The organism is Desulfovibrio gilichinskyi (assembly GCF_900177375.1).
In the GTDB taxonomy this organism is placed as follows: domain Bacteria; phylum Desulfobacterota; class Desulfovibrionia; order Desulfovibrionales; family Desulfovibrionaceae; genus Maridesulfovibrio; species Maridesulfovibrio gilichinskyi.
In genome coordinates this window covers 195,467-214,882 of the sequence record NZ_FWZU01000001.1, presented here as the reverse complement: position 1 = coordinate 214,882, position 19,416 = coordinate 195,467, and the positions used below count along the sequence as shown (strand labels likewise).

Below are 19,416 nucleotides of genomic sequence, written 5' to 3'. Positions count from 1 at the left end.
AAGAAACTTCCGTTGACCTATCTCACTCTCATGCTTACTTACTGTTTCACAAATTACTACAAAACAGGGCTGCCCCGATATCAGGACACCTTGCACTGCTAAACGAATTGACACACGGGAGTTTAAGAGACATGTTCCCACATCAAAAAAAAGCGGTGAAAACAACCGCAAAAGGATTCAGATTTGACAAGCTACCCATCATTCTCCTTCTTCTCGGAGCACTGCTAATGGTTGCCGGATGCAAGATTGAGAAAACCGACAGAAGCTCTAAACAAGAAGCTTTACAGGCACCCGCTGCCGTAAAGATGTCTCAGGAAACGTCTTCATCACCAAAATCGGCTGAAGATTCCGCTGTTAAAGAACTTAAAAAAGAAATTTCTGACGCTTTGTCATCAGGTGAAGGTCCGCACGTTATCAAACTCAAAAACGGAATGACTCTCCTTATTAAAGAAGACACCAGATTTCCTTTGGTGAATGTCCGTTTGTTTGTACATGCAGGTTCTTCATATGAAACTCCGGATCAGGCAGGTATAAGCCATCTTCTGGAACATATGGTTTTTAAAGGAACCGACAAACGCGCGCCGGGGCAGACAGCCCTTGAAATCGAATCTGTCGGCGGAGACATGAACGCCGCTACAAGCTTCGATTACACAGTTTTCTACGTTGAAGTGCCTGAGAAAGAGTGGAAACTCGGCATGGATATCGTAACGGACATGGCGTTCAACGCGAAAATAGACCCCAACGAACTTAAGTCTGAACGCGAAGTAGTCCTTTCCGAGCTTGAAAGAGGCGAAGACAATCCGGGAAGCAGAATATTCAAAACGCTGCAATCAATTGTCTGGCAAGGCAACAGCTATCAGTGGCCTATCATAGGTTACCGTAAAACGGTTGAAAAGATTACTTCCAAAGATATTCATGCTTACATAGACAGACTCTATCAGCCTCAGTCAATGTTACTTAGTGTAGTCGGTAAAATTGATCCGCAAAAGGTAGCAATTGAAGCTGAAAGACTTTGCGGTTCTTTAAAATCGACACAACAGGTAGTGCCTCCTGTAGAATTTGCAATTCCTGCAACAGGAAAAACTACTGTTAAGCTGATCCCCGGCAAATGGAACAAAGCGTACATCGGCGTAGCATTCCCTATTCCCGGTCTGAGTTCAGCTAAAGTTGCAGGACTCGAAACTCTTTGTGAACTGCTTGGCGGCGGAGAAACTTCTAAACTCTACCGCGAATTTAAATATGAAAAAAGAATGGTCGACAACATTTCCGTATCTTCTCTGACTCTTGAGCGGTCCGGTATGCTGTATATTTTTGCAACACTTGATGCCGATAAAGTAGAAGAGTTCTGGAAAGAGCTCATGACCGAAATGTCAACTATGGATTTCAGCCAGTTTACTGACCGCGAAATGGAACGTGTTTCCTTAAATCTTGAAGACTCGCTATTCCTGACCAAAGAGACCCTTTCCGGACTTGCTTCAAAGCTTGGCTACTTCCAATTCTTTGAAGGCGGACAGCAGGCAGAAGAAAACTACCTTTATGACGCAAAAAATATTACCAGATCTCAGCTTCAAAAACTTTATACTGAATACTTTGTTCCTGAAAATATGGCCGCATGTATGCTTTTGCCGGAAGGATTCAAAGCAACAGAAAAAGATTTTGAAAAAGTAGTAGCTAAAAGCTGGCCGAAAAAGAAAGAAGCGGCAAGTATAAGTACTAGTTCAGGCCCGGGTGAAGCCTCTACCATTGAACTTTCAAACGGTAGCAAACTGGTATTCATTCCGGATACGACATTGCCCTACACGGCTATGTCCATATATTGGAATGGCGGTGATGCCGATCTGACAGCTGAAGATCAGGGTTTATCCGCACTGGTTTCTCAAAGTTTGACCCGCGGAACCGAAAGCATGAATGCAACAGAACTTGAAGATTACATTTCTGACAGAGCCGCTTCGGTCGGGGCTGCCGCCGGACGCGATGTTTTCTCCATAACTTCCAAGTTCCCTTCACGCTTCACGGCGGACATGCTGCCGCTTATCAAAGAAATTATGACTGCGCCAAGATTTGCAGCTATAGAAATCGACCGTGCAAAACAGGATCAGGTTTCCTCAATTAAACGCAAAGAAGACCGCCCTGTAAGCTTAGCTTTCAGAAATATCTTCCCGTTCCTGTTTAAGAAAGGAAACTACTCATATTACCATCTCGGTGTACCTGCGAAAATAATGAGTTTTACCGAGCAGAATATACGCGACTTCTGGGCTAAGCAATCGTCCCGCCCATTCGTCATTGCAATATGCGGAGATTATGACCGAGACGCTCTCATGGCTTTTGCTCATGAGCTTGACGCAACGCTTGTTCATAAAAACAAGTTGGTAACTGTCCCGGTTCCGGAATGGGGAAGTGAATACAAACTTGAACTGACTCTGCCGGACCGTAATCAGGCGCATCTTATGGCCATCTTCCCGATTCCGGGAATGGAAGATGAAGACGCAACAGCAGGACTATCTCTACTGAGAGCTGCGCTTGCAGGGCAAAGCGGCTTGTTATTCCGTGATCTGCGTGACAAACAAGGGCTCGGCTATACTGTGACAGCTTTCCTCTGGCAGGCACCCAAAACCGGATTCATGGCCTTCTATATCGGGACCAAGCCGGAACAGGTAAAACAGGCAATGGACGGATTCGAAAAGACCGTTACGATGCTGCGCAAGGAAGATCTGCCGGAAAAAGAAATTCAAAGGGCTAAGAATATCCTTAACGGTGAATATTATCAGGAGCACCAGAGTCTGCTTTCACGAAGCAGTGAATCTGCGAGCCTGATAGTTAAAGGATTCGCACCTGATCTTGATATTAAAATCATTGAAAAAGCTAAAAAAATGAACGCGGCTGATATCAGATTGCTTATCAATAAGTATCTGGACTGGAGCAAGAAATATATTCTTACTGTTCAACCATAGTTTAAGTACTGTTTATCAGCGACTAAGTTAATCTTAAATCCCCCGCAGATTTTTTTCTGCGGGGGATTTTTTTACGTACAGCTTCATCCGATTACTATAATATTTTTTATTTATAATGCTTATTCAAATAAAACATGCTATATTATAAAACAGTAAAAGGACCTTCAGATCTCAGTAGTCTCTAATGATTGGATTACTTCGCATCCCCACTCCTTTTCGCGCATCTATACCGCGCCCACCAGGACCCTACTCTGTTACTTTCCCCTCTGTAACTCTCTAATACGAGATCAACGACAGAAAATTTATATTGTTTTGTAAGAAAATTGTTTTTGAGGTCTCGCGCCGTCAAAGAGCCATCAACTCTGGATGTGCGAAGAACGTTAGACCACAATGGATCAAAGTTTCGTATGGATTTTCTAACCAGTAAGGATTTATTATGAAAAAAGCACTGTATCTTCTAAGCCTGATCGTGATGGTTTTGATGTTTTTTGTCACCGCAAACCTCTATGCCTCCACAACGGATGACCGTATCGAGTCTTCCGCCAAACAGACCTATGTGTTTAAAACCTTTCTCAAGAATGACAACATTAAAGTGTCATCCAGTGATGGTGACGTTAAACTGACAGGAACAGTTGTAGAAAAATCACACATGTCTCTGGCCAAAGATACTGTTGAGGGACTGCCAGGAGTGAAAAGCGTAGATAACCAACTGACAACGAAAGAGGAAAAATCCTCAGCCGGCATGGACGCATGGCTCATCACAAAGGTCAAGCTCACTCTTTTATTCCACGAGAGCGTGAACACCGTCGAGACTAATGTAACTGCTGACCGTGGGGTCATCACCTTGCGCGGCGAAGCAAAAAGCCTCGCCCAGAAGGACCTGACGGGAGAGTATGCCAAAGATGTCGAAGGTGTCAAAAGTGTCAACAATATGATGACGGTTCCGGCTTCCTCACAGAACAAGGACTCATCCATAATTGAGTCTGTCGGCGAAGCCGTTGACGATGCATCCATCACTGCCATGGCCAAGGGGACTCTATTATATAACCGCTCGACTAGCGGACTGAAAACAAACGTCGTGACCAAGGACGGAGTCGTTACTCTGAACGGCGAAGCTAAAAACAATGCAGAGAAGGATCTGGCTGAAAAACTCGTTAATGACGTGCATGGCGTAAAAAAGGTGATCAACAACATCACCATTAGTTAAAACATTTCACAAAACGGAATCAGATCGAAAGCTCGCACTCTGTTTGCAGCAACTCTTTAACAACGGAGAATAATAATGTCTCTTGGCGCAATCATAATAATCGTTTTAGTGCTTATGTTTCTGGGAGTTATTCCAGTCTGGCCGCACAGCCGCGCGTGGGGTTATGCTCCGGGAAGTATCTTGGGGATAATCACAATTGTCCTCGTTATCATGCTTCTTACCGGCCGATTGTGACCGATTAGAAAATCGTAACCTCTAACACCAAGGAGTGACGTTATGAAATCGAGCACAGTTAATAAGGTCAAAGGGAAACTGCATCAGGCTTCAGGAAAGGTAAAGGAAGTTATTGGCGCAGCTATTGATAACAGCGAAATGCAGGCCAAAGGAAAAGCCGAGATTCTTGAAGGAAAGGTTCAGGAGAAAACCGGCGAGATCGAACAAGTCGCAGGAAAATAAATTAAGGTCCACATAAAAATAGTTTCCTCACAACGCGATTACACAAGTGTACGTTATGAGGAAACTATAATAAGTTACTGTTTAAAAGATATTAATGTTATAATTAAATAACACTACACATTCAGCCTTATTAAAAGGAGAGATCATTATGAGTAATTTAACACGCCGTAACTTTTTAAAAAGTAGTTTAGGTGCAAGCGGAGCCTTGTTGCTTTCTTCTACTGCATTTGCCGGGAATAAAGAAAAAAATGAGGAAAATAAAAAAGTAGGTAAAAATCAGGTCAAAGCTTTAAAAGAGATCGATGACCTTATAAATAAGCTGGAAAAAGAAGGCATTAAATTTAAAGCTGATCAATTGGATGCGGACAATGAAGCTCAATGGGATCGACTGGTTGAATATTACTTTGATCGCGATGACTATAGCTGTCTTTCAGTCAATGCAGCAAACCTTTGCCCCTCTATGAAACCGGTTAGTCAAATGGAAGATCTTGTCCGCGATATGTTAAAAAAGGACATTTCCTTTCCTATGAGAGGAGAGCTTGCAGAAGCGAGCCTCAGCAAGGGGCTTGATGGTATCAAAAATTGGCTTGGGCTGGGTAAACAGGAATATGAAGCAGATTATCTGATGGCTTTGGTTGCAAATTCTACTCAGGGTAATAACTTTGTTAATAATGGTTTAATGGCTTCAAAATTTTTTAATCCTGAAAAAGATAATGTAGTTGTCTGGGATGTAAATCATCCTACCAACTATCAAGCATGGGAATACCGCAAAGCTACCAAGGGCTGGAGTGATGATTCAATTCGAATCATGAGAACTAAAATGTTCACCAACTCCGTATCAGCTGAAGAACTTAAAAAAGGAATATTGCCATCCGATCCGAAATCAGAAGATGATATTATAAGTGCATTAAAACAGACGGTAGATAAAAATACAAAAATTGTTACTTTATCATGGCAGTCAAATGAATGTGGTATGCTTTTGCCTATGGAACGCATCGTTCATGAACTTAGAGCCATTAATAAAAATATGCATATTCATGCAGATTGTGCACAAACATTTGGAGTATTAGATCTAAAGCTGGGAGACTTAGACGTGGACAGCATAACCGGAAGTTTCCATAAATGGCCCTGTGGCCCTAAAATGGTCGGCCTGCTGTACATGAACAATAAGTCAAATGCCGCTGAGCGTTTCACTCCGAGTGAATGGGGATATGATGAACATATCAAAACTCCGGAAGAGTATGGATTTATGGCAAAAGATGGAGTTATTGACCCTAATGCCAAGCGTTTTTCATACTTAGGACAGCAAAATGATGCTACTCTTGTGGCTACATGGATGACAGCTTTATTTCACACCGGAAAGCTGCACCCTAATGTTACCCCAGCCAAAATTGAAAAAAGAATTCATTACTTGGGAACTAAAACCAAAGAAGCTCTGTTCAAAAATCTACCTAAAATTTATCCAGATTTTACTGAAAAAGAAGCTTACAAATGGATTAGCACACCTACGACAGATGATAATTTGCGTAGCTCTGTCTTTTTATTTAAATGTCCACAGGGTGTACAGGCTGGAAATGTGATCAACAATGTATATGAAAAGCATCAACTGGCCATTGCGAACTTGAAAGTGCTAGGACATGATTTAATCAGAATATCTCCAACATTTTGCAATACAGCTAATGACGTAACTCAAGTCGTTGAAGCTACAATTGATGTTATTTCCAACATGCAAAAAGGTAAATTAGCAAATAATACTATTTATCGCACTTATGCATAACAATATTTAAAATAATGAATCTCATTCTAATAAGAATTTCCTCATATTTATTTATGAGGAAATTCTTTTTTCATATTTTTTCTGAATATGTTCGTGGTCTGGTCACCTAACTGCGAGAATATTTGACAATATCCTCCTTGAATTCTTTTATCATGCTTTCAGTCAAAGAGGGTTTAAATGTTGCAATGGTCTGAACTATAAAATCCGTTGTTACCAGAAAATTACTTCTGGTATCGCACTCTTCTTCAAAGGCATGCTGAGCTACAATCTGGAAAAGGTATTCGATATCAGCAGGAGTATATTTCTCCGTCAAGGCTATGATTTGCTTCAAATCGATAACCCCCGGGTTCATCTTTGCCAAATAATATTTCAAAATAGTTTCTCGTCCACTCTCATCAAGAGCTCCAACCGGAATGACACAATCAAAACGTCCGGGCCGCAACAAAGCGGTATCCAGTTGACGGATGTAATTAGTAGCGCATACCAGCAAGACCTTATTGGTATTGCTCTTAATGAGTGGAACCTGCTTGAGAAACTCATTGGTAATCGACCTGTCAATCCGACTTGCATCATCTCGCTCTGTGGCAAGCTCTTCGAATTCGTCAATAAAAATTACAACTTCTTCCAAATTACGGGCCTTTTCCATAACGTCACGCAAATGCGCTCCGATTTTGTCAATACCGGCTATCATGAGCATGCTCGGCACTATTTCCAAGTACTTCCACGCCAGCCTTCCGGCAATCGCCTTGGCAAAATATGTTTTACCAGTGCCCGGGGGGCCAAAGAAAATGATGGTTTTAGGCGGAATGACACCATGTTTCTGAGATAATTCCTCCTCAACCAAAGGGAGAATGACTTTCCTTTGTATTAATTTCTTAGGCGGCTGGGTGTCAGATATGGTGTCCCAGATGTCTGGAGCGATGGTGCGCGCGCCCAGCTGCAATAAAAGTTTTTCATGATTATGCGTGGCGATCTCGTCGCCCGTCCCTATATTATCGAGAAAATCGTTGCATGCAATCTTGAATCCAACATCACGGTTAAGTTTTTCGGACATAATCCACTGATGTCGCATGATTTTTTGCCAGAGATCAAGAACTACATCTTCATCAAATTTTGCGCCGCTGACTTCAAAAATTTTACTTGCGCAAACCTCAGGTGCTGGCGATTCGAATGTTCTATCTTCCATTTTGGGGCTCCTATTACAATAACTCTCTATAATTTTTTAAAATTTACGAGCATATCATATTTGATGTGCTCCTCTTATGGATGCCGGGACTTCTATCGCTCCGAACTTAATGAACTGTATTAGATTTCACAGACGTCAACAGCAACGCTGTATCTAAGAAAAATAATCTGCTGCCGCTTCAGGGTAAAAGTGTTCAAATTGTTTTATGAATGGAGTAGCAACAGTGAATTCTTCAAGCATCAAGGATTTGATAAATGATCCATTAATAGCGTGATTAGTTAGTCCTTACGTGTGGCGAGAATTCCTATTTACTTAGCACAAATACCCTTTTGTAAAAAGAAATATCTCAATTGTGATTTTCTCATTTTTTTCAGACTTCGCATATTGATTGATTATCGAAACAATGTTATTGGTCTGACCAATTGACAAACACTTAAATTGGTAGGACCGCTTATGGAGAATAAACATGCAAAATCCGGTTTATGAATCTGTGGCAAAACAGATCATGGAATTGATTAAGTCCGGTGAATTGCAGCAAGGGGACAAGCTTCCTTCTGAAAGAAGCTTGGCTGAAAAGTTCAAAGTTTCGCGCAGTTCAGTTCGTGAAGCTATAAAAGTTCTGACGCATAAGAACTTAGTTGAAAGTAAGCGCGGCGATGGAACATATATTTGCGACCGGATCGACGCGGATATTATTGAAGCCTTTACTGAAGTGTTTGCAGATCAAAAAAAACGACTGAGTGATATTTTTGAGTTCAGAAAAGTAATTGAACCTCAAATTGCGGCTTTAGCGGCCATTTCGATTGATGATGAAACACTGAACCGGATGAAAGTGATTGTCTGCAATCAGGAAATACTTATCAGATCCGGCAAGGATACCAGTAAACTGGATGAACAGTTCCATCACGAGATTGCAGTAGCAAGTGGCAACAGCATTTTCCCGGATATGATGGAAGCTTTAAGTAAAATAATGAAAGAAAGCCGCTCGCAGCCTTTGCAAAACAAAAAACGAGTGAAAAAATCCATGACAGCACATTTTGATCTTTTAAAAGCGTTCGAAAGGCATGATTCAGAATCAGCAGCTAAAATAATGAGACAACATATTAAAGATGTTGAATCTGCTGCGACAGACTCTGACTCATTCAAAGAAGACTAAAAAGAGGAATTAAACATGATTACAACATTATTGGTTTTTGTAATTCTTGGCGCTATTGCCGGAATACTTGCCGGACTTCTGGGTATTGGCGGTGGACTTGTCATCGTTCCGATTTTATATTTTGCCCTTCCGCCACTTGGTGTACCGGAAGCTCAGCTTATGCATGTAGCTCTTGGAACATCTCTTGCGACGATTATCTTTACATCCATCTCAAGCATGCGTGCACACAACGCACGCGGAGCCATCCGCTGGGATATTTTTAAAACAATCACCCCCGGCATTTTAATCGGTACTTTTCTAGGCTCATGTTTCGCTTCATATTTGAATACAAACGTTCTTAAGGTGATCTTTGTTATCTTTCTTTATTACGTGGCTTCACAGATGCTTTTAGGTCTCAAACCAAAAGCTTCACGCCAAGTTCCTGAAAAATGGGGAATGCTAGGAGCCGGAAGTGCAATCGGAGCAATGTCCAGCCTTGTAGGAATCGGCGGTGGAACACTTTCAGTACCGTTTCTGACCATGTGCAATATCCAGATTCACACTGCAATCGGAACCGCGGCGGCAATAGGACTTCCGCTTGCACTGGCAGGAACCGCCGGATATATTTGGACAGGAATCGGAGCGCAGGGATTACCAGGCTGGTCCATAGGATACGTATACCTTCCAGCCCTGATCGGAATTGTATCTACAAGCATGCTCACCGCTCCTTATGGCGCAAAGCTTGCACACAGCCTGCCTGTTGCAAAACTTAAAATGATCTTTGCCATTCTTCTTTTATTAGTTGCAACCAAAATGTTGATAAGTCTTTTTTAAATTTTATTAATCAATCCAGCACACTTAAACTCAGGAGAAAGTACTATGAAATCAGTTCGCGATAATGCCAGAGAATTAATGAAAGGGTTTTGCAAGGTCTGTCCGGTATGCAACGGTAATGCCTGCGTAGGCGAAGTGCCCGGAATGGGCGGATTAGGTACAGCTTCAAGCTTTAAAAACAATGTTAAAGCCCTTGCTGATCTTAAACTTAACATGCGCACCATTCACGATGCCAGTGAACCTGATACCAGCGTTACAGTTATGGGAATGAAGCTTGATATTCCTGTAATCGCTGCGCCTATCGGCGGAATTTCATTCAATATGGGTGGAAAAATAGAAGAACTCGATTACATTTCTGCAAAGCTGAAAGCTTGCGCAGCCAAAGGAATCATCGGCTGTACTGGCGACGGCGTACCGGACTTCATTCACCAAAGCGGATTCGCTGCTATTGAAGCAGTTAAAGGACATGGAATTCCTTTCATTAAACCTTGGGAAGATGAAGAACTGTTTATGAAGCTTGAAAAAGCTGAAAAGACCGGTGCTAAAATCATCGGTATGGATATCGATGCAGCCGGACTCATCACTCTGAGAAAAATGGGCCGCCCTGTTACTCCTAAATCTGTTAAAAAACTTCGTACTATAATTGAATCCGTCAATGCTGATTTCATTCTTAAAGGAATAATGACTCCTGATGAAGCTAAAATGGCTATTGATGCCGGAGCAAAAGGAATCGTCGTATCCAATCACGGTGGACGCGTCCTTGACTGCTGCCCCGGATCTGCCGAAGTTTTACATGAAATATCAAAAGCTGTTGCCGGCCAGTGCTGCGTTTTGGCAGACGGCGGAGTAAGAACAGGAATCGATGTATTCAAAATGCTCGCACTCGGCGCAGATGCCGTCATGATAGGCCGCCCTTTCTCAATAGCGACTATTGGCGGATTACAGGAAGGAGCAGAAAAATATATTGATCAATTAAAGTCAGAACTGACTCAGGCTATGGTGCTTACCGGAACGCAGAAAGCTGATTCCGTAGCATTTTCAGCATTATATTGTTAACAACTACATCGCTTAAATCATTAAAAAAAAGTGCATAACAAAACAGTAGAATATATTGACGCAGCTTTTTACGAAGTGTATATTTGAATCAAAGGTAAAGGTAGCCACTAAAAATGGCTTTTATCTAACCCCAACGGGAGTGAACTTAGCGTTGATATCAAATTCCCATAACGAGCCTGACGTAGAGGCTCAACTTGAGGGGTAAGCCAAACGCGAGAGTTCTATTAGTCTCTCCTTTGTGGGCCCTAGGAGAGATGAGAACAGCCGGGATATCCGGCCGGCAAAAGACGGAACCCCTCTAAAACGGTTAAAACGTGTCTTTTTAAGTCAACTCGAAAAATCAGTTTTAAACACCCCGATCAGAATGAAATATTCTGGTCGGGGTTTATTTTTTGAATTATTTTTTGTTTTTTAAAGTTAAAAATTAACTCAGATAGATTCTTCTTAAGCATCACACAGCATAACTCTGTAATATTATTAATTTTTAAATTTAATTTAAAAATGTTATAAAATTTTGCAAAATTCCAGTTAATTGATTGACAACTCGCCTCAACATGTGTATTTTAAAGTCAACGATGGAAGTCTACCTTAAAGAAGGAGTTGTCATTTAACCCCAACGGGAGTGAACCTAGCGTTGAAATCACATTCCCAAAACGAGCTTCAAGAAGCTCAAGCCGAGGGGTAATCCTACTGCGAGAGTTCTGTTAGAATCTCCTCTTCGGGCCCACGGAGAGACTGGAAACGGCCGGGCAATCCGGCAAAGCTATTGAGATGGAACCCCTCAAAGCGGTTGATGCGCGTATCTGGATAACTTGCTAACATCAGATTTAAACAGTTTAAGTGGTGAAAATCGGATTCGGATTCTGAATTAACTCGGAAAACAACAGATTTTAACCGATTTAAGAGTTTAAAGCGCGTAACTAAGTAACTCGAAAAAAAATTATATTTACCCCCGGTCAGACCCATTCGTCTGATCGGGGTTTCTTTTTTGCTTAAAGAAACCCGGTCCCTAAAACTATTATTTTCTGCGAGGCATTGCGGCGGTGCAAACCCAGTCGAGAACTAATGCCGGATTTACATTGTAATTCAGATTTTCCTGAGCCTTGCCGAGAACCAGATCAAGTCTTCGTAACCCTTTGGGATCGAAAAGTCCGGAAAGGGCATTGGCGGCAGGCGTCAATTGAGGATCTTTGAGGGCATTGCGGAGCTCACGCTGACAGCCGATGATGACTTTGAGAGCCTGCTCTTTATCAAGAGCCCCCTTTGCGGAAGTTCGTGCAAACCAACCTTGACCGGAACGCCAGAATCCTAGCATGCCGTTTACCCAGTCGGAAACTTCGGGGCTGTTCTGAGTTTCAGTAGGCCACGCAAGAGTAATGACCCAACTGCGCGAGACTAAAGTTCCAAGCAGTCTCTCCCGCTGAGGAGCGGTAAGTACAAAGACATTTCCGGGGCGTGGTTCTTCGAGAGTTTTGAGAAGAGCATTGGCGGAATTACCGTTTAAGTGCTGAGCTTCCTCAACTACGGTAACGCGAGTTCCCCGGCCGTGGGGCGGTTGGCCCCAGACCGGGAAATACTTGCGAACATTATCTACTGGAATATCCTGCTTTTCAACACCGTCTTCATCGAAGCGGTCAATAAGCAGAAAATCATTAAAAGCGTTATCAGCTATTTGCAGACATGGTTTGCAATTGCCGCAGGGAGTTCCCCCGCTTTCACAATTTAACAGACAGGCCCAATAACGAGCCATATCATGCCTGTCTTCAGCTGAACCGCCTTCAATAAGCAGGCATTGAGGAGGCTGCAAAGCCAACTTGGCAAATCTTGGCAGAACTATTTTCTGCCGTGAAGCAGTCTCTTGAATACCTGTAAACATAATTATCGTACTATAGTCTGTTCTCTGTCCGGACCGACAGAAACGATTCCGACTTTAACGCCGGAAATTTCTTCAATACGTCCAATATATTTTTTAGCAGCTTCAGGAAGTTCATCATAAGTGCGTGCACCTGTGATATCTTCATCCCAGCCGGGCATGGTTTCGTAAACGGGTTTGACATATGCCATTCCGTTCTGTTCCTGAGGAGGATAAGAAATCACTTCACCGCGATATTCATAACCTACACATATTTTAATTTCTTTAAGACCGGACAAAACATCCAGTTTAGTAAGAGCAAATTCAGTTAGATCACAGAGACGCGCTGTTTCACGGATGATGACAAGATCAATCCAACCGCAACGACGTTTTCTACCGGTGGTTGCACCGAATTCATGTCCGTTTGTCTGCAAAGTGTTGCCGGTTTCATCAAGAAGTTCTGTAGCAAAAGGACCGCTGCCGACTCTTGTTGTGTAAGCTTTGAGAATACCTACGATGCGCTCAAGGCAGCGAGGCCCGCAACCGGAACCGGCGGCAGCATTACCTGCAACAGTGTTGGATGAAGTAACAAAAGGATATGTTCCGTGATCGATATCCAGATGAATTCCCTGCGCGCCTTCAAAAAGAACAGTTCCACCGTCTTTGTTGACTTCCTGAATAACGGAGGAAACATCTCCAAGGTAAGGTTTGATTCTTTCTGCGACTGGGAGAATTTCCTGAAATACTTTTTCAGGATCAAGAGGTTCTGCATTGAAAAGTTTTTCGAATAAAACATTCTTTTCAACAAGACCGTCTACAATTTTCGAACGCAGAAGTTCTGGATCGGCCAAATCAGCAGCGCGAATACCTATACGATTCATTTTGTCTTCGTAGCAAGGACCGATACCACGACCTGTCGTTCCGATTTTGCTTTCATCAGACTTGAAAGATTCTCTGCAATTATCAATCTGCTTATGGTAAGACATGATAATCTGAGTTTTTTTACTGATCATCAAACGATCAGGAGAAACATCAATACCCTTAGCGCTAAGGCCGTCGATTTCTTCAAGGAAAACTTCGGGGTCTAAAACGACTCCGTTCCCGATGAGACATTTCTTTCCGGGATGTAAAATTCCGGAAGGGATAAGATGCAGGATACATTGTTCGCCGGCGACTACGAGAGTGTGCCCCGCGTTGTTTCCGCCCTGAAAGCGAACAATCGCGCCAGCTTCTTTTGCAAGCATGTCAACGATTTTACCCTTGCCTTCATCGCCCCATTGGGTTCCAATAATTACCGTGTTCGACATTCCTAAAGTACTCCTTGGGCAGTTTTCTCAAACGGAAATCCGACCCGTGAGAATTTTTCTGCAATTTGATGACTTGATAGTAACACTGTGTCTGACGTATAGATAAAAAAACGATTCGTTTTGCCGTCTTTTTATTTCCCCCTGAAAGAGAGAATAAAATATTTTGCACGGCAGACGGGTTTTTTGCGTAAAAAATCTTTTAGGATAATGTCAATACACTTAAGCAAATTAAATCGCCTCAAAAAAGGCACACGCACTCTCTATTTACAACATATATTCAATATTGTTGCGTATTTAGCGTGCTTTTTAATCGTAGCAACTTTATATTTATTTAAATATGACATTTCTCTTCCAACCTTCATCCGCGTTGCTGCAGTAGACATTGAACGAAACTTCCCACAGCTTTCGCCTTGGGGACCGGGGTTTGACCGGGAGCTCCTTGACGGATTCAGTGATTATGCCAATGTAACGCTTTTAATAACACCCTACCCCACGCACAACAAGGCTTTTGAAGCTCTAGAAAACGGAAAAGCTGATCTGATGCTTGCAAGCGGTTTTAATCCCGAAGATTTCGACAAATATAATCCGATTAAAGCCGGACCTGTCTATGAATCCAGCCCTGCATTACTGTTGCACAATATCCGAAGATTCGAACTCAGAACACCTTTCGAATTATGCGATCAAGCGGTTTTTGCCCCTAACAATCCTGATCTTATAAAAACTTTCAAAAGACTTTCAAAAGATATTCTCTGCGCACCGACCCTTGTTACCAGCGACACATCCAATCACCTAACACCGCTGCTTGAACTGGCAAATGATAAAAGTTTCAGATTTCATCTGGTTGAAGCAGGAGCGTTTAAACCTCTGCAACCGTTTTTACATCAACTCAGAGTGACTGACAGCTTCGGAGACGACCTTGAATACAGATGGTATTGGCGTGACGATGTTGAAGGTTTAACCGATAAATGTGAAGATTATTGGAATCTTATTACAACAAATGGAACTCTTGAAAATAAGCGGGAACTCTACTTCGGCTTTATTCCTGATGAAACGGACTTTTATACCCTTTACTCATTACGCAATGACATCAAAGAAAGGCTCCCTTACTATCAAAAATATATAATCGCTGCCGCAAAACAATATGAAATGGACCCACTGCTGTTAGCGGCAGTAATGTATCAGGAATCACGATTTAATCCGCTTGCCAGAAGCAGAACAGGTGTTGAAGGATTAATGCAGTTAACTCAAGATACGGTTAGTCTCATGGGGATAAGCAGTAGGCTTGACCCCAAACAGTCAATTACTGCCGGGGCCAAGTACTTAAAATACCTGTGGGATAAACTGGACAACCGCAATGTTCATGGATGGGACCGCTGGTTCTTCGCGCTCGCAGCTTATAATCAGGGCTTAGGGCACGTTTATGATGCGATTGATATCGCCGGTTATGTGGGAAAACAGCCCGGGACATGGAGATCTTTAAAACAGATATTCCCGCTGCTGACCATGCCGAAGTATAATTCCCTGACCCGTTATGGTTACACCCGCGGGTACGAGGCCGTCGATTATGTAGACAGCATCCGCTACTATTATTATATAATGAAAGGGCTAGCTGTCCTTTCTGGGCCCGAAGCTAAGTACCTTGCGCCTTTTACTGTCGGAGTCTCTGGCGTCAACCCCTGATTCAGGCTTTTGTCCTTTGTTGCTCATAAGATCGTCTTCCTGCTTCATAGGGATAAAGTCAGGTCTTGGAGACATGGCTTCAGGACCGCACGAATCTGCCCAGTGGTAATTAAAAAGCTGATTTTTGAGCCTGATAGCCTGTATCATGCCGAAAACAACTGCTGATTCCTCCCATTTTTTAGTGGGTTCAAATTCAGCAACAATGGCTTCATATTTGTTCCAAAGCTCGGTTAACGAAGCTTCATCATAAGCGTTAAGCTGCTTTGCAAGCTTCAGCAGAGCTTTTTCCATATAACCTTCAGACATATTTTCTCCAGATTAAAGTAGTAAGCTAAATTATTAAAAATATATAAAATTTTAATCCCTTGCAACGGGATCAGTCTAACAAAAAGCGGGGTAGTACCGCAATTCAAAATTGCCCGTCGGTTAAGGCTGTGCTATTAGCGTTCATCCACAAGGCAATTACTTAGGAGAATACCCATGAGCGATCTTAAAAAAATGTACAATACCCTCTCACAGGACCCTTTTCCAGCGGACATGACTGTTCGTTTAGGCAAACAGGAATTGACCTTCAAAAAAAGGACCTGGGAAATCGAAGGGGAAACGAAAGGACTGCGTTACGGTGAAAACCCCGACCAGCCTGCAGCGTTATATGAACTGGTTTCCGGCGGATTAGAATTCGACGGTGTTAAATTTCGCGGCGAAGGACAGGGACTCGTTTCTGCTCTGACCGAAGAACACATGCTACAGGCCGGCAAGCATCCGGGAAAAACAAATCTTACAGACGTTGATAATGCACTGAATATTCTTCAATATCTTACTGCTAAGCCTGCAGCGATTATTTTAAAACATAATAATCCCTGCGGCGCATCTTGGTCTGAAAAAGGCGTAGGAACCGCGCTTAGAAATGCATTTCAGTCTGACCGCATCGCAGCTTTCGGCGGAGCAATTATTGTTAACCGCCCACTTACAATGGAAGCTGTAGAAATAATCGACGGCGCATATTTTGAAGTTGTCGCCGCTCCGGCTTTTGAAGAAGGTACTCTCGAAATTTTAAAGAAGCGCAAGAACCTGCGCATCCTGCAAATTCCAGGAATCATGGACCTTGACAAGCTAGTCGGCCAGCCATTCCTAGACATCAAATCTCTGATGGACGGCGGTATGGTTTTACAATTCTCATTCCGCAACAGAATCCTAAGTGCAGAAGACTTCATTCCTGCTGTGGCAGAAAAAGACGGTTCAAGTTACACAGCTCGTACTCCCACAAAAGGAGAAGCTGACGATCTGCTTTTCGCATGGGCTGTTGAGTCAGGCGTAACTTCAAACTCTGTTATTTTTGCACGCGACGGCGTTACAACCGCCATCGGCACAGGCGAGCAGGATCGCGTTGGCTGCGTTGAACTGGCTGTAAACAAAGCACGCACAAAATATGCTGACCTTTTAGCATTTGAAAAATTCAAAATGTCTATTTTTGAACTTAAATTAAAAGCTATGAAAGACGAACAGGCAGCAGCAGATCTTGCAGAAATAGAAAAGAAAGCAGCTGAAGCGAAAGGCGGACTAATAGGATCTGTACTCGTTTCCGACGGCTTCTTCCCCTTCCGCGACGGTGTGGACCTCTGCATGGCACAGGGCATAACCGCAATAGCTCAGCCAGGCGGTTCCATTAGAGACCATGAAGTGATTCAGGCTGTTAACGAATCCACCCCTCAGGTTGCAATGGTATTTACCGGACAACGCTCCTTCAAACACTAAAAAACAGACTTTACTAAATATCCCGGATACCTTTCTACATGTATCCGGGATATTCAATTTAATTTATAAATTACAACAAAGATGTCACATTCCAAGACCGCTGAAATCTGGCTGAGACGGGAATTTTAAAGAAGGAATTACATGTCCCTATTCACTGACGGGCGTTATGTCGCACCCGGAAATATTGTAGAGTTTATGCACGGCAACCAGCCCCAGCTTGCATTTGTAATGGAAGAACAGTCCGGCAAACTGAAACTCTACACTATTAATAAAAGAGAAACTAAAATGCCTGCGGCCCGGGTTCTGCCATGGACCGGACCTCAGTATTCTGCCGACTCAACTCGTCAGGAAATGCTTGATTTGATGCTCAGCCATCAAGAAAAACGCGGCGAAATCCAAGCCGGACTTGATGTTATGGAGATCTGGGACCTTGCGCAAGGCGAGCTTGAAAAAGCACCTCTTTCATGGTTTGCGGGTTTATTATGGGAAGCACCTGATTCTGATCAAATTTCCGCTATAGGGCGCGCAATGCTTGCGGCAAAAACTCATTTCAAATTTCAACCGCCTGAATTTATTATTTATACTGAAGAAAAAGTTGAAAACCGTTTGCAGCAACAGTCAGAAGAGCAGCGATACGAAGAAGCCATGACGGCCGGACAGGAGCTTTTCAAAAAAATCTGGACTGCACGTGAATCCGGCAGCACTGTCAGCAAAGACCAAATTCCGGATATGTCTGATGAAACAGCTGAATATTTAAAGAATTTTCTTCATGAGCGCATAGCCGGAATTGACGACGAAAAATCTCACAAAATGTGGATTGCATTAAAAAAAGGACTCCCTGACCATCCTCATTTGGCCTTAGTACTGGCCCAAGGCTGGGGAATTGTATATCCACATCATAACTTCCTGTTTGATGAAGCAGACTATACTCCTGATGACAGCTGGTCAGCCAACCATACTGAAGAAATAGCCAGACTGGTCAAAGCTGTAGAAACAAAAGCCGCAGAGCCATACCCTATGCTTATGCGCAGCATTGATTCTGCAACAACGCGCGACATTGACGATGCTTTTAATCTTAAGAAGAATTGCGACGGCGGATACACTCTGACAATAGCTCTGGCCCGCCCGTGCATGGACTGGGATTTCGGAGGTAAACTCGATCTGGCCGTTCTTAACAGAGGCACCAGTATATATCTTCCTGAAGGAACCAGTCACATGCTCCCTGAGGAGCTTGGTATCGGTGCTTTCAGCCTGTTTTCAGGCGAAGTACGCCCTGCTCTGATTACAACTTTTGAACTGGACTCCACGGGGGATTTAATATCCGTTTCTCCTAAAACAGGATGGATAAAAATAGCTGACAACAGCACGTATGTTGCTGTGGAGCAAATGCTTGAAGACGGCACAGATGAAGAAATGGCCTTGGCTTTTGAGCTGTCTGAAAAACTTATTACCCGCAGAATTAAAAACGGCGCAGTGGTAATCCGTAAACCTGAGCCTGACATTTCACTCACAGGCTGGCCTGAAAAAGTTTCTGTAAACATAAGCTCAAAGGATGATACTCCGAAAGCAGATCAGATCATCAGCGAATTCATGATTCTGGCAAACTCAGGCCTTGGAAGATTTGCAGAAGAAAATGAATTCCCGCTTCTCTATAGAACTCAAGACATAGTGCTCCCTTCTGATTTAAGCGGAATTGTAACGCAGCCGCACGAAATTTTTCAAAGAGTCAGACACATGGCCCCTCCGCAGATGGAGACTACACCCAAAAAACATGCTACGCTTGCTGTCAAAGGATACAGTCCCATTTCATCACCGCTCAGAAGATATGCTGACTTCATAAATATGGCGCAGCTGTGCACTTATTTACAGACAGAACACCCTCTTTGGACCGGTGATGAGCTGACGGCTCTGGCTGATACGCTGCAAAACAGACTGCAGGCCGTGGTCAAAATTCAGAGATTCAGACCAAGGTACTGGAAACTTCTTTACCTCGCACAAAACAAAAAGAAATGGCAGTCAGCCGCTGTTGTTGATGATAACGGTCCCCTGACATCTCTTGCTATGCCTGAAATTCAGATTAATGTAAGAGTTCCGCGGCCCATGCTTGGTGATAAGCTCTATCCCGGACAATTATTTCAAATCAGATTCAACAAGATTGATCCGCTTACAAATGAGATCAGAGTAGTTGAAGCTTTGGAAGAATAGTTTTTAATGAACAAC

At 43.0% G+C, this 19,416-nt stretch carries 15 protein-coding genes; 11 read left to right on the top strand and 4 right to left on the bottom strand.

Features of this window, described 5'->3' with window-relative positions; genetic code table 11:
* Positions 1–131 precede the first annotated feature (131 nt).
* The 5 genes from B9N78_RS00960 (at position 132) to B9N78_RS00940 (ending at position 6,391) form a co-directional block, all read left to right on the top strand.
* Positions 132–2,951: a M16 family metallopeptidase gene (locus B9N78_RS00960; RefSeq protein ID WP_085097022.1), complete on the top strand. Its 2,820-nt coding sequence runs from the start codon at positions 132–134 to the stop codon at positions 2,949–2,951.
* A gap of 436 nt (positions 2,952–3,387) precedes the next feature.
* Positions 3,388–4,158, top strand: coding sequence for a BON domain-containing protein (locus B9N78_RS00955; RefSeq protein WP_085097020.1), 771 nt, complete (start codon positions 3,388–3,390; stop codon positions 4,156–4,158).
* A 75-nt stretch (positions 4,159–4,233) separates the two neighbouring features.
* Positions 4,234–4,392, top strand: coding sequence for a DUF3309 domain-containing protein (locus tag B9N78_RS00950; RefSeq protein WP_085097017.1), 159 nt, complete (start codon positions 4,234–4,236; stop codon positions 4,390–4,392).
* 42 nt (positions 4,393–4,434) lie between these two features.
* A complete protein-coding gene (locus B9N78_RS00945; protein WP_085097014.1) occupies positions 4,435–4,614 on the top strand; it encodes a CsbD family protein in 180 nt (59 codons plus the stop codon).
* Positions 4,615–4,762: 148 nt separating this feature from the next.
* Positions 4,763–6,391: an aminotransferase class V-fold PLP-dependent enzyme gene (locus B9N78_RS00940; RefSeq protein ID WP_085097012.1), complete on the top strand. Its 1,629-nt coding sequence runs from the start codon at positions 4,763–4,765 to the stop codon at positions 6,389–6,391.
* 106 nt (positions 6,392–6,497) lie between these two features.
* On the opposite strand, the gene B9N78_RS00935 is transcribed toward B9N78_RS00940, so the two are convergent.
* On the bottom strand, positions 6,498–7,577 hold the full coding sequence (locus B9N78_RS00935; RefSeq protein ID WP_085097009.1) for an ATP-binding protein: 1,080 nt from the start codon (positions 7,575–7,577) through the stop codon (positions 6,498–6,500).
* A gap of 466 nt (positions 7,578–8,043) precedes the next feature.
* Here B9N78_RS00935 and B9N78_RS00930 point away from each other — a divergent pair, with 466 nt between their 5' ends.
* From B9N78_RS00930 to B9N78_RS00920, 3 genes are read left to right on the top strand one after another with little or no spacing between them, the layout of a single operon-like run.
* On the top strand, positions 8,044–8,733 hold the full coding sequence (locus B9N78_RS00930) for a FadR/GntR family transcriptional regulator (RefSeq protein ID WP_245805431.1): 690 nt from the start codon (positions 8,044–8,046) through the stop codon (positions 8,731–8,733).
* A 15-nt stretch (positions 8,734–8,748) separates the two neighbouring features.
* Positions 8,749–9,546, top strand: coding sequence for a sulfite exporter TauE/SafE family protein (locus B9N78_RS00925; protein ID WP_085097003.1), 798 nt, complete (start codon positions 8,749–8,751; stop codon positions 9,544–9,546).
* Positions 9,547–9,591: 45 nt separating this feature from the next.
* The gene (locus tag B9N78_RS00920; protein WP_085097000.1) at positions 9,592–10,602 is read left to right on the top strand and encodes an alpha-hydroxy-acid oxidizing protein; all 1,011 of its coding nucleotides are present in this window, start codon (positions 9,592–9,594) and stop codon (positions 10,600–10,602) included.
* 1,018 nt (positions 10,603–11,620) lie between these two features.
* Here the strand turns inward: B9N78_RS00920 and B9N78_RS00915 are convergent.
* Together B9N78_RS00915 and B9N78_RS00910 are read right to left on the bottom strand one after the other, a co-directional pair.
* A complete protein-coding gene (locus tag B9N78_RS00915) occupies positions 11,621–12,478 on the bottom strand; it encodes a DNA polymerase III subunit delta' (protein WP_085096997.1) in 858 nt (285 codons plus the stop codon).
* A gap of 2 nt (positions 12,479–12,480) precedes the next feature.
* Positions 12,481–13,761: an adenylosuccinate synthase gene (locus tag B9N78_RS00910; protein ID WP_085096994.1), complete on the bottom strand. Its 1,281-nt coding sequence runs from the start codon at positions 13,759–13,761 to the stop codon at positions 12,481–12,483.
* 207 nt (positions 13,762–13,968) lie between these two features.
* On the opposite strand from B9N78_RS00910, the gene B9N78_RS00905 reads away from it, so the two are divergent.
* A complete protein-coding gene (locus tag B9N78_RS00905) occupies positions 13,969–15,441 on the top strand; it encodes an MltF family protein (RefSeq protein ID WP_085096991.1) in 1,473 nt (490 codons plus the stop codon).
* Here B9N78_RS00905 and B9N78_RS00900 read toward each other — a convergent pair.
* Positions 15,367–15,747, bottom strand: a complete 381-nt coding sequence (locus B9N78_RS00900) for a hypothetical protein (RefSeq protein ID WP_137982469.1) — start codon at positions 15,745–15,747, stop codon at positions 15,367–15,369. The genes B9N78_RS00905 and B9N78_RS00900 overlap by 75 nt on opposite strands.
* A gap of 174 nt (positions 15,748–15,921) precedes the next feature.
* On the opposite strand from B9N78_RS00900, the gene B9N78_RS00895 reads away from it, so the two are divergent.
* Both B9N78_RS00895 and B9N78_RS00890 read left to right on the top strand, forming a co-directional pair.
* On the top strand, positions 15,922–17,196 hold the full coding sequence (locus tag B9N78_RS00895) for an IMP cyclohydrolase (protein WP_085096988.1): 1,275 nt from the start codon (positions 15,922–15,924) through the stop codon (positions 17,194–17,196).
* Between the two features lie 141 nt (positions 17,197–17,337).
* Positions 17,338–19,401 (top strand): RNB domain-containing ribonuclease, encoded by a 2,064-nt coding sequence (locus B9N78_RS00890; RefSeq protein WP_085096984.1) that lies wholly within the window; start codon positions 17,338–17,340, stop codon positions 19,399–19,401.
* Positions 19,402–19,416: the final 15 nt, after the last annotated feature.

What these genes read in the sequence shown, in the direction of transcription:
- B9N78_RS00940 (WP_085097012.1), top strand. Translation starts at nt 4,763, where the DNA reads ATGAGTAATTTAACACGCCGTAACTTTTTAAAAAGTAGTTTAGGTGCA.
- B9N78_RS00905 (WP_085096991.1), top strand. Translation starts at nt 13,969, where the DNA reads ATGTCAATACACTTAAGCAAATTAAATCGCCTCAAAAAAGGCACACGC.
- B9N78_RS00960 (WP_085097022.1), top strand. Translation starts at nt 132, where the DNA reads ATGTTCCCACATCAAAAAAAAGCGGTGAAAACAACCGCAAAAGGATTC.
- B9N78_RS00935 (WP_085097009.1), bottom strand. Translation starts at nt 7,577, where the DNA reads ATGGAAGATAGAACATTCGAATCGCCAGCACCTGAGGTTTGCGCAAGT.
- B9N78_RS00925 (WP_085097003.1), top strand. Translation starts at nt 8,749, where the DNA reads ATGATTACAACATTATTGGTTTTTGTAATTCTTGGCGCTATTGCCGGA.
- B9N78_RS00890 (WP_085096984.1), top strand. Translation starts at nt 17,338, where the DNA reads ATGTCCCTATTCACTGACGGGCGTTATGTCGCACCCGGAAATATTGTA.
- B9N78_RS00915 (WP_085096997.1), bottom strand. Translation starts at nt 12,478, where the DNA reads ATGTTTACAGGTATTCAAGAGACTGCTTCACGGCAGAAAATAGTTCTG.
- B9N78_RS00920 (WP_085097000.1), top strand. Translation starts at nt 9,592, where the DNA reads ATGAAATCAGTTCGCGATAATGCCAGAGAATTAATGAAAGGGTTTTGC.
- B9N78_RS00895 (WP_085096988.1), top strand. Translation starts at nt 15,922, where the DNA reads ATGAGCGATCTTAAAAAAATGTACAATACCCTCTCACAGGACCCTTTT.
- B9N78_RS00900 (WP_137982469.1), bottom strand. Translation starts at nt 15,747, where the DNA reads ATGTCTGAAGGTTATATGGAAAAAGCTCTGCTGAAGCTTGCAAAGCAG.
- B9N78_RS00930 (WP_245805431.1), top strand. Translation starts at nt 8,044, where the DNA reads ATGCAAAATCCGGTTTATGAATCTGTGGCAAAACAGATCATGGAATTG.
- B9N78_RS00950 (WP_085097017.1), top strand. Translation starts at nt 4,234, where the DNA reads ATGTCTCTTGGCGCAATCATAATAATCGTTTTAGTGCTTATGTTTCTG.
- B9N78_RS00955 (WP_085097020.1), top strand. Translation starts at nt 3,388, where the DNA reads ATGAAAAAAGCACTGTATCTTCTAAGCCTGATCGTGATGGTTTTGATG.
- B9N78_RS00945 (WP_085097014.1), top strand. Translation starts at nt 4,435, where the DNA reads ATGAAATCGAGCACAGTTAATAAGGTCAAAGGGAAACTGCATCAGGCT.
- B9N78_RS00910 (WP_085096994.1), bottom strand. Translation starts at nt 13,761, where the DNA reads ATGTCGAACACGGTAATTATTGGAACCCAATGGGGCGATGAAGGCAAG.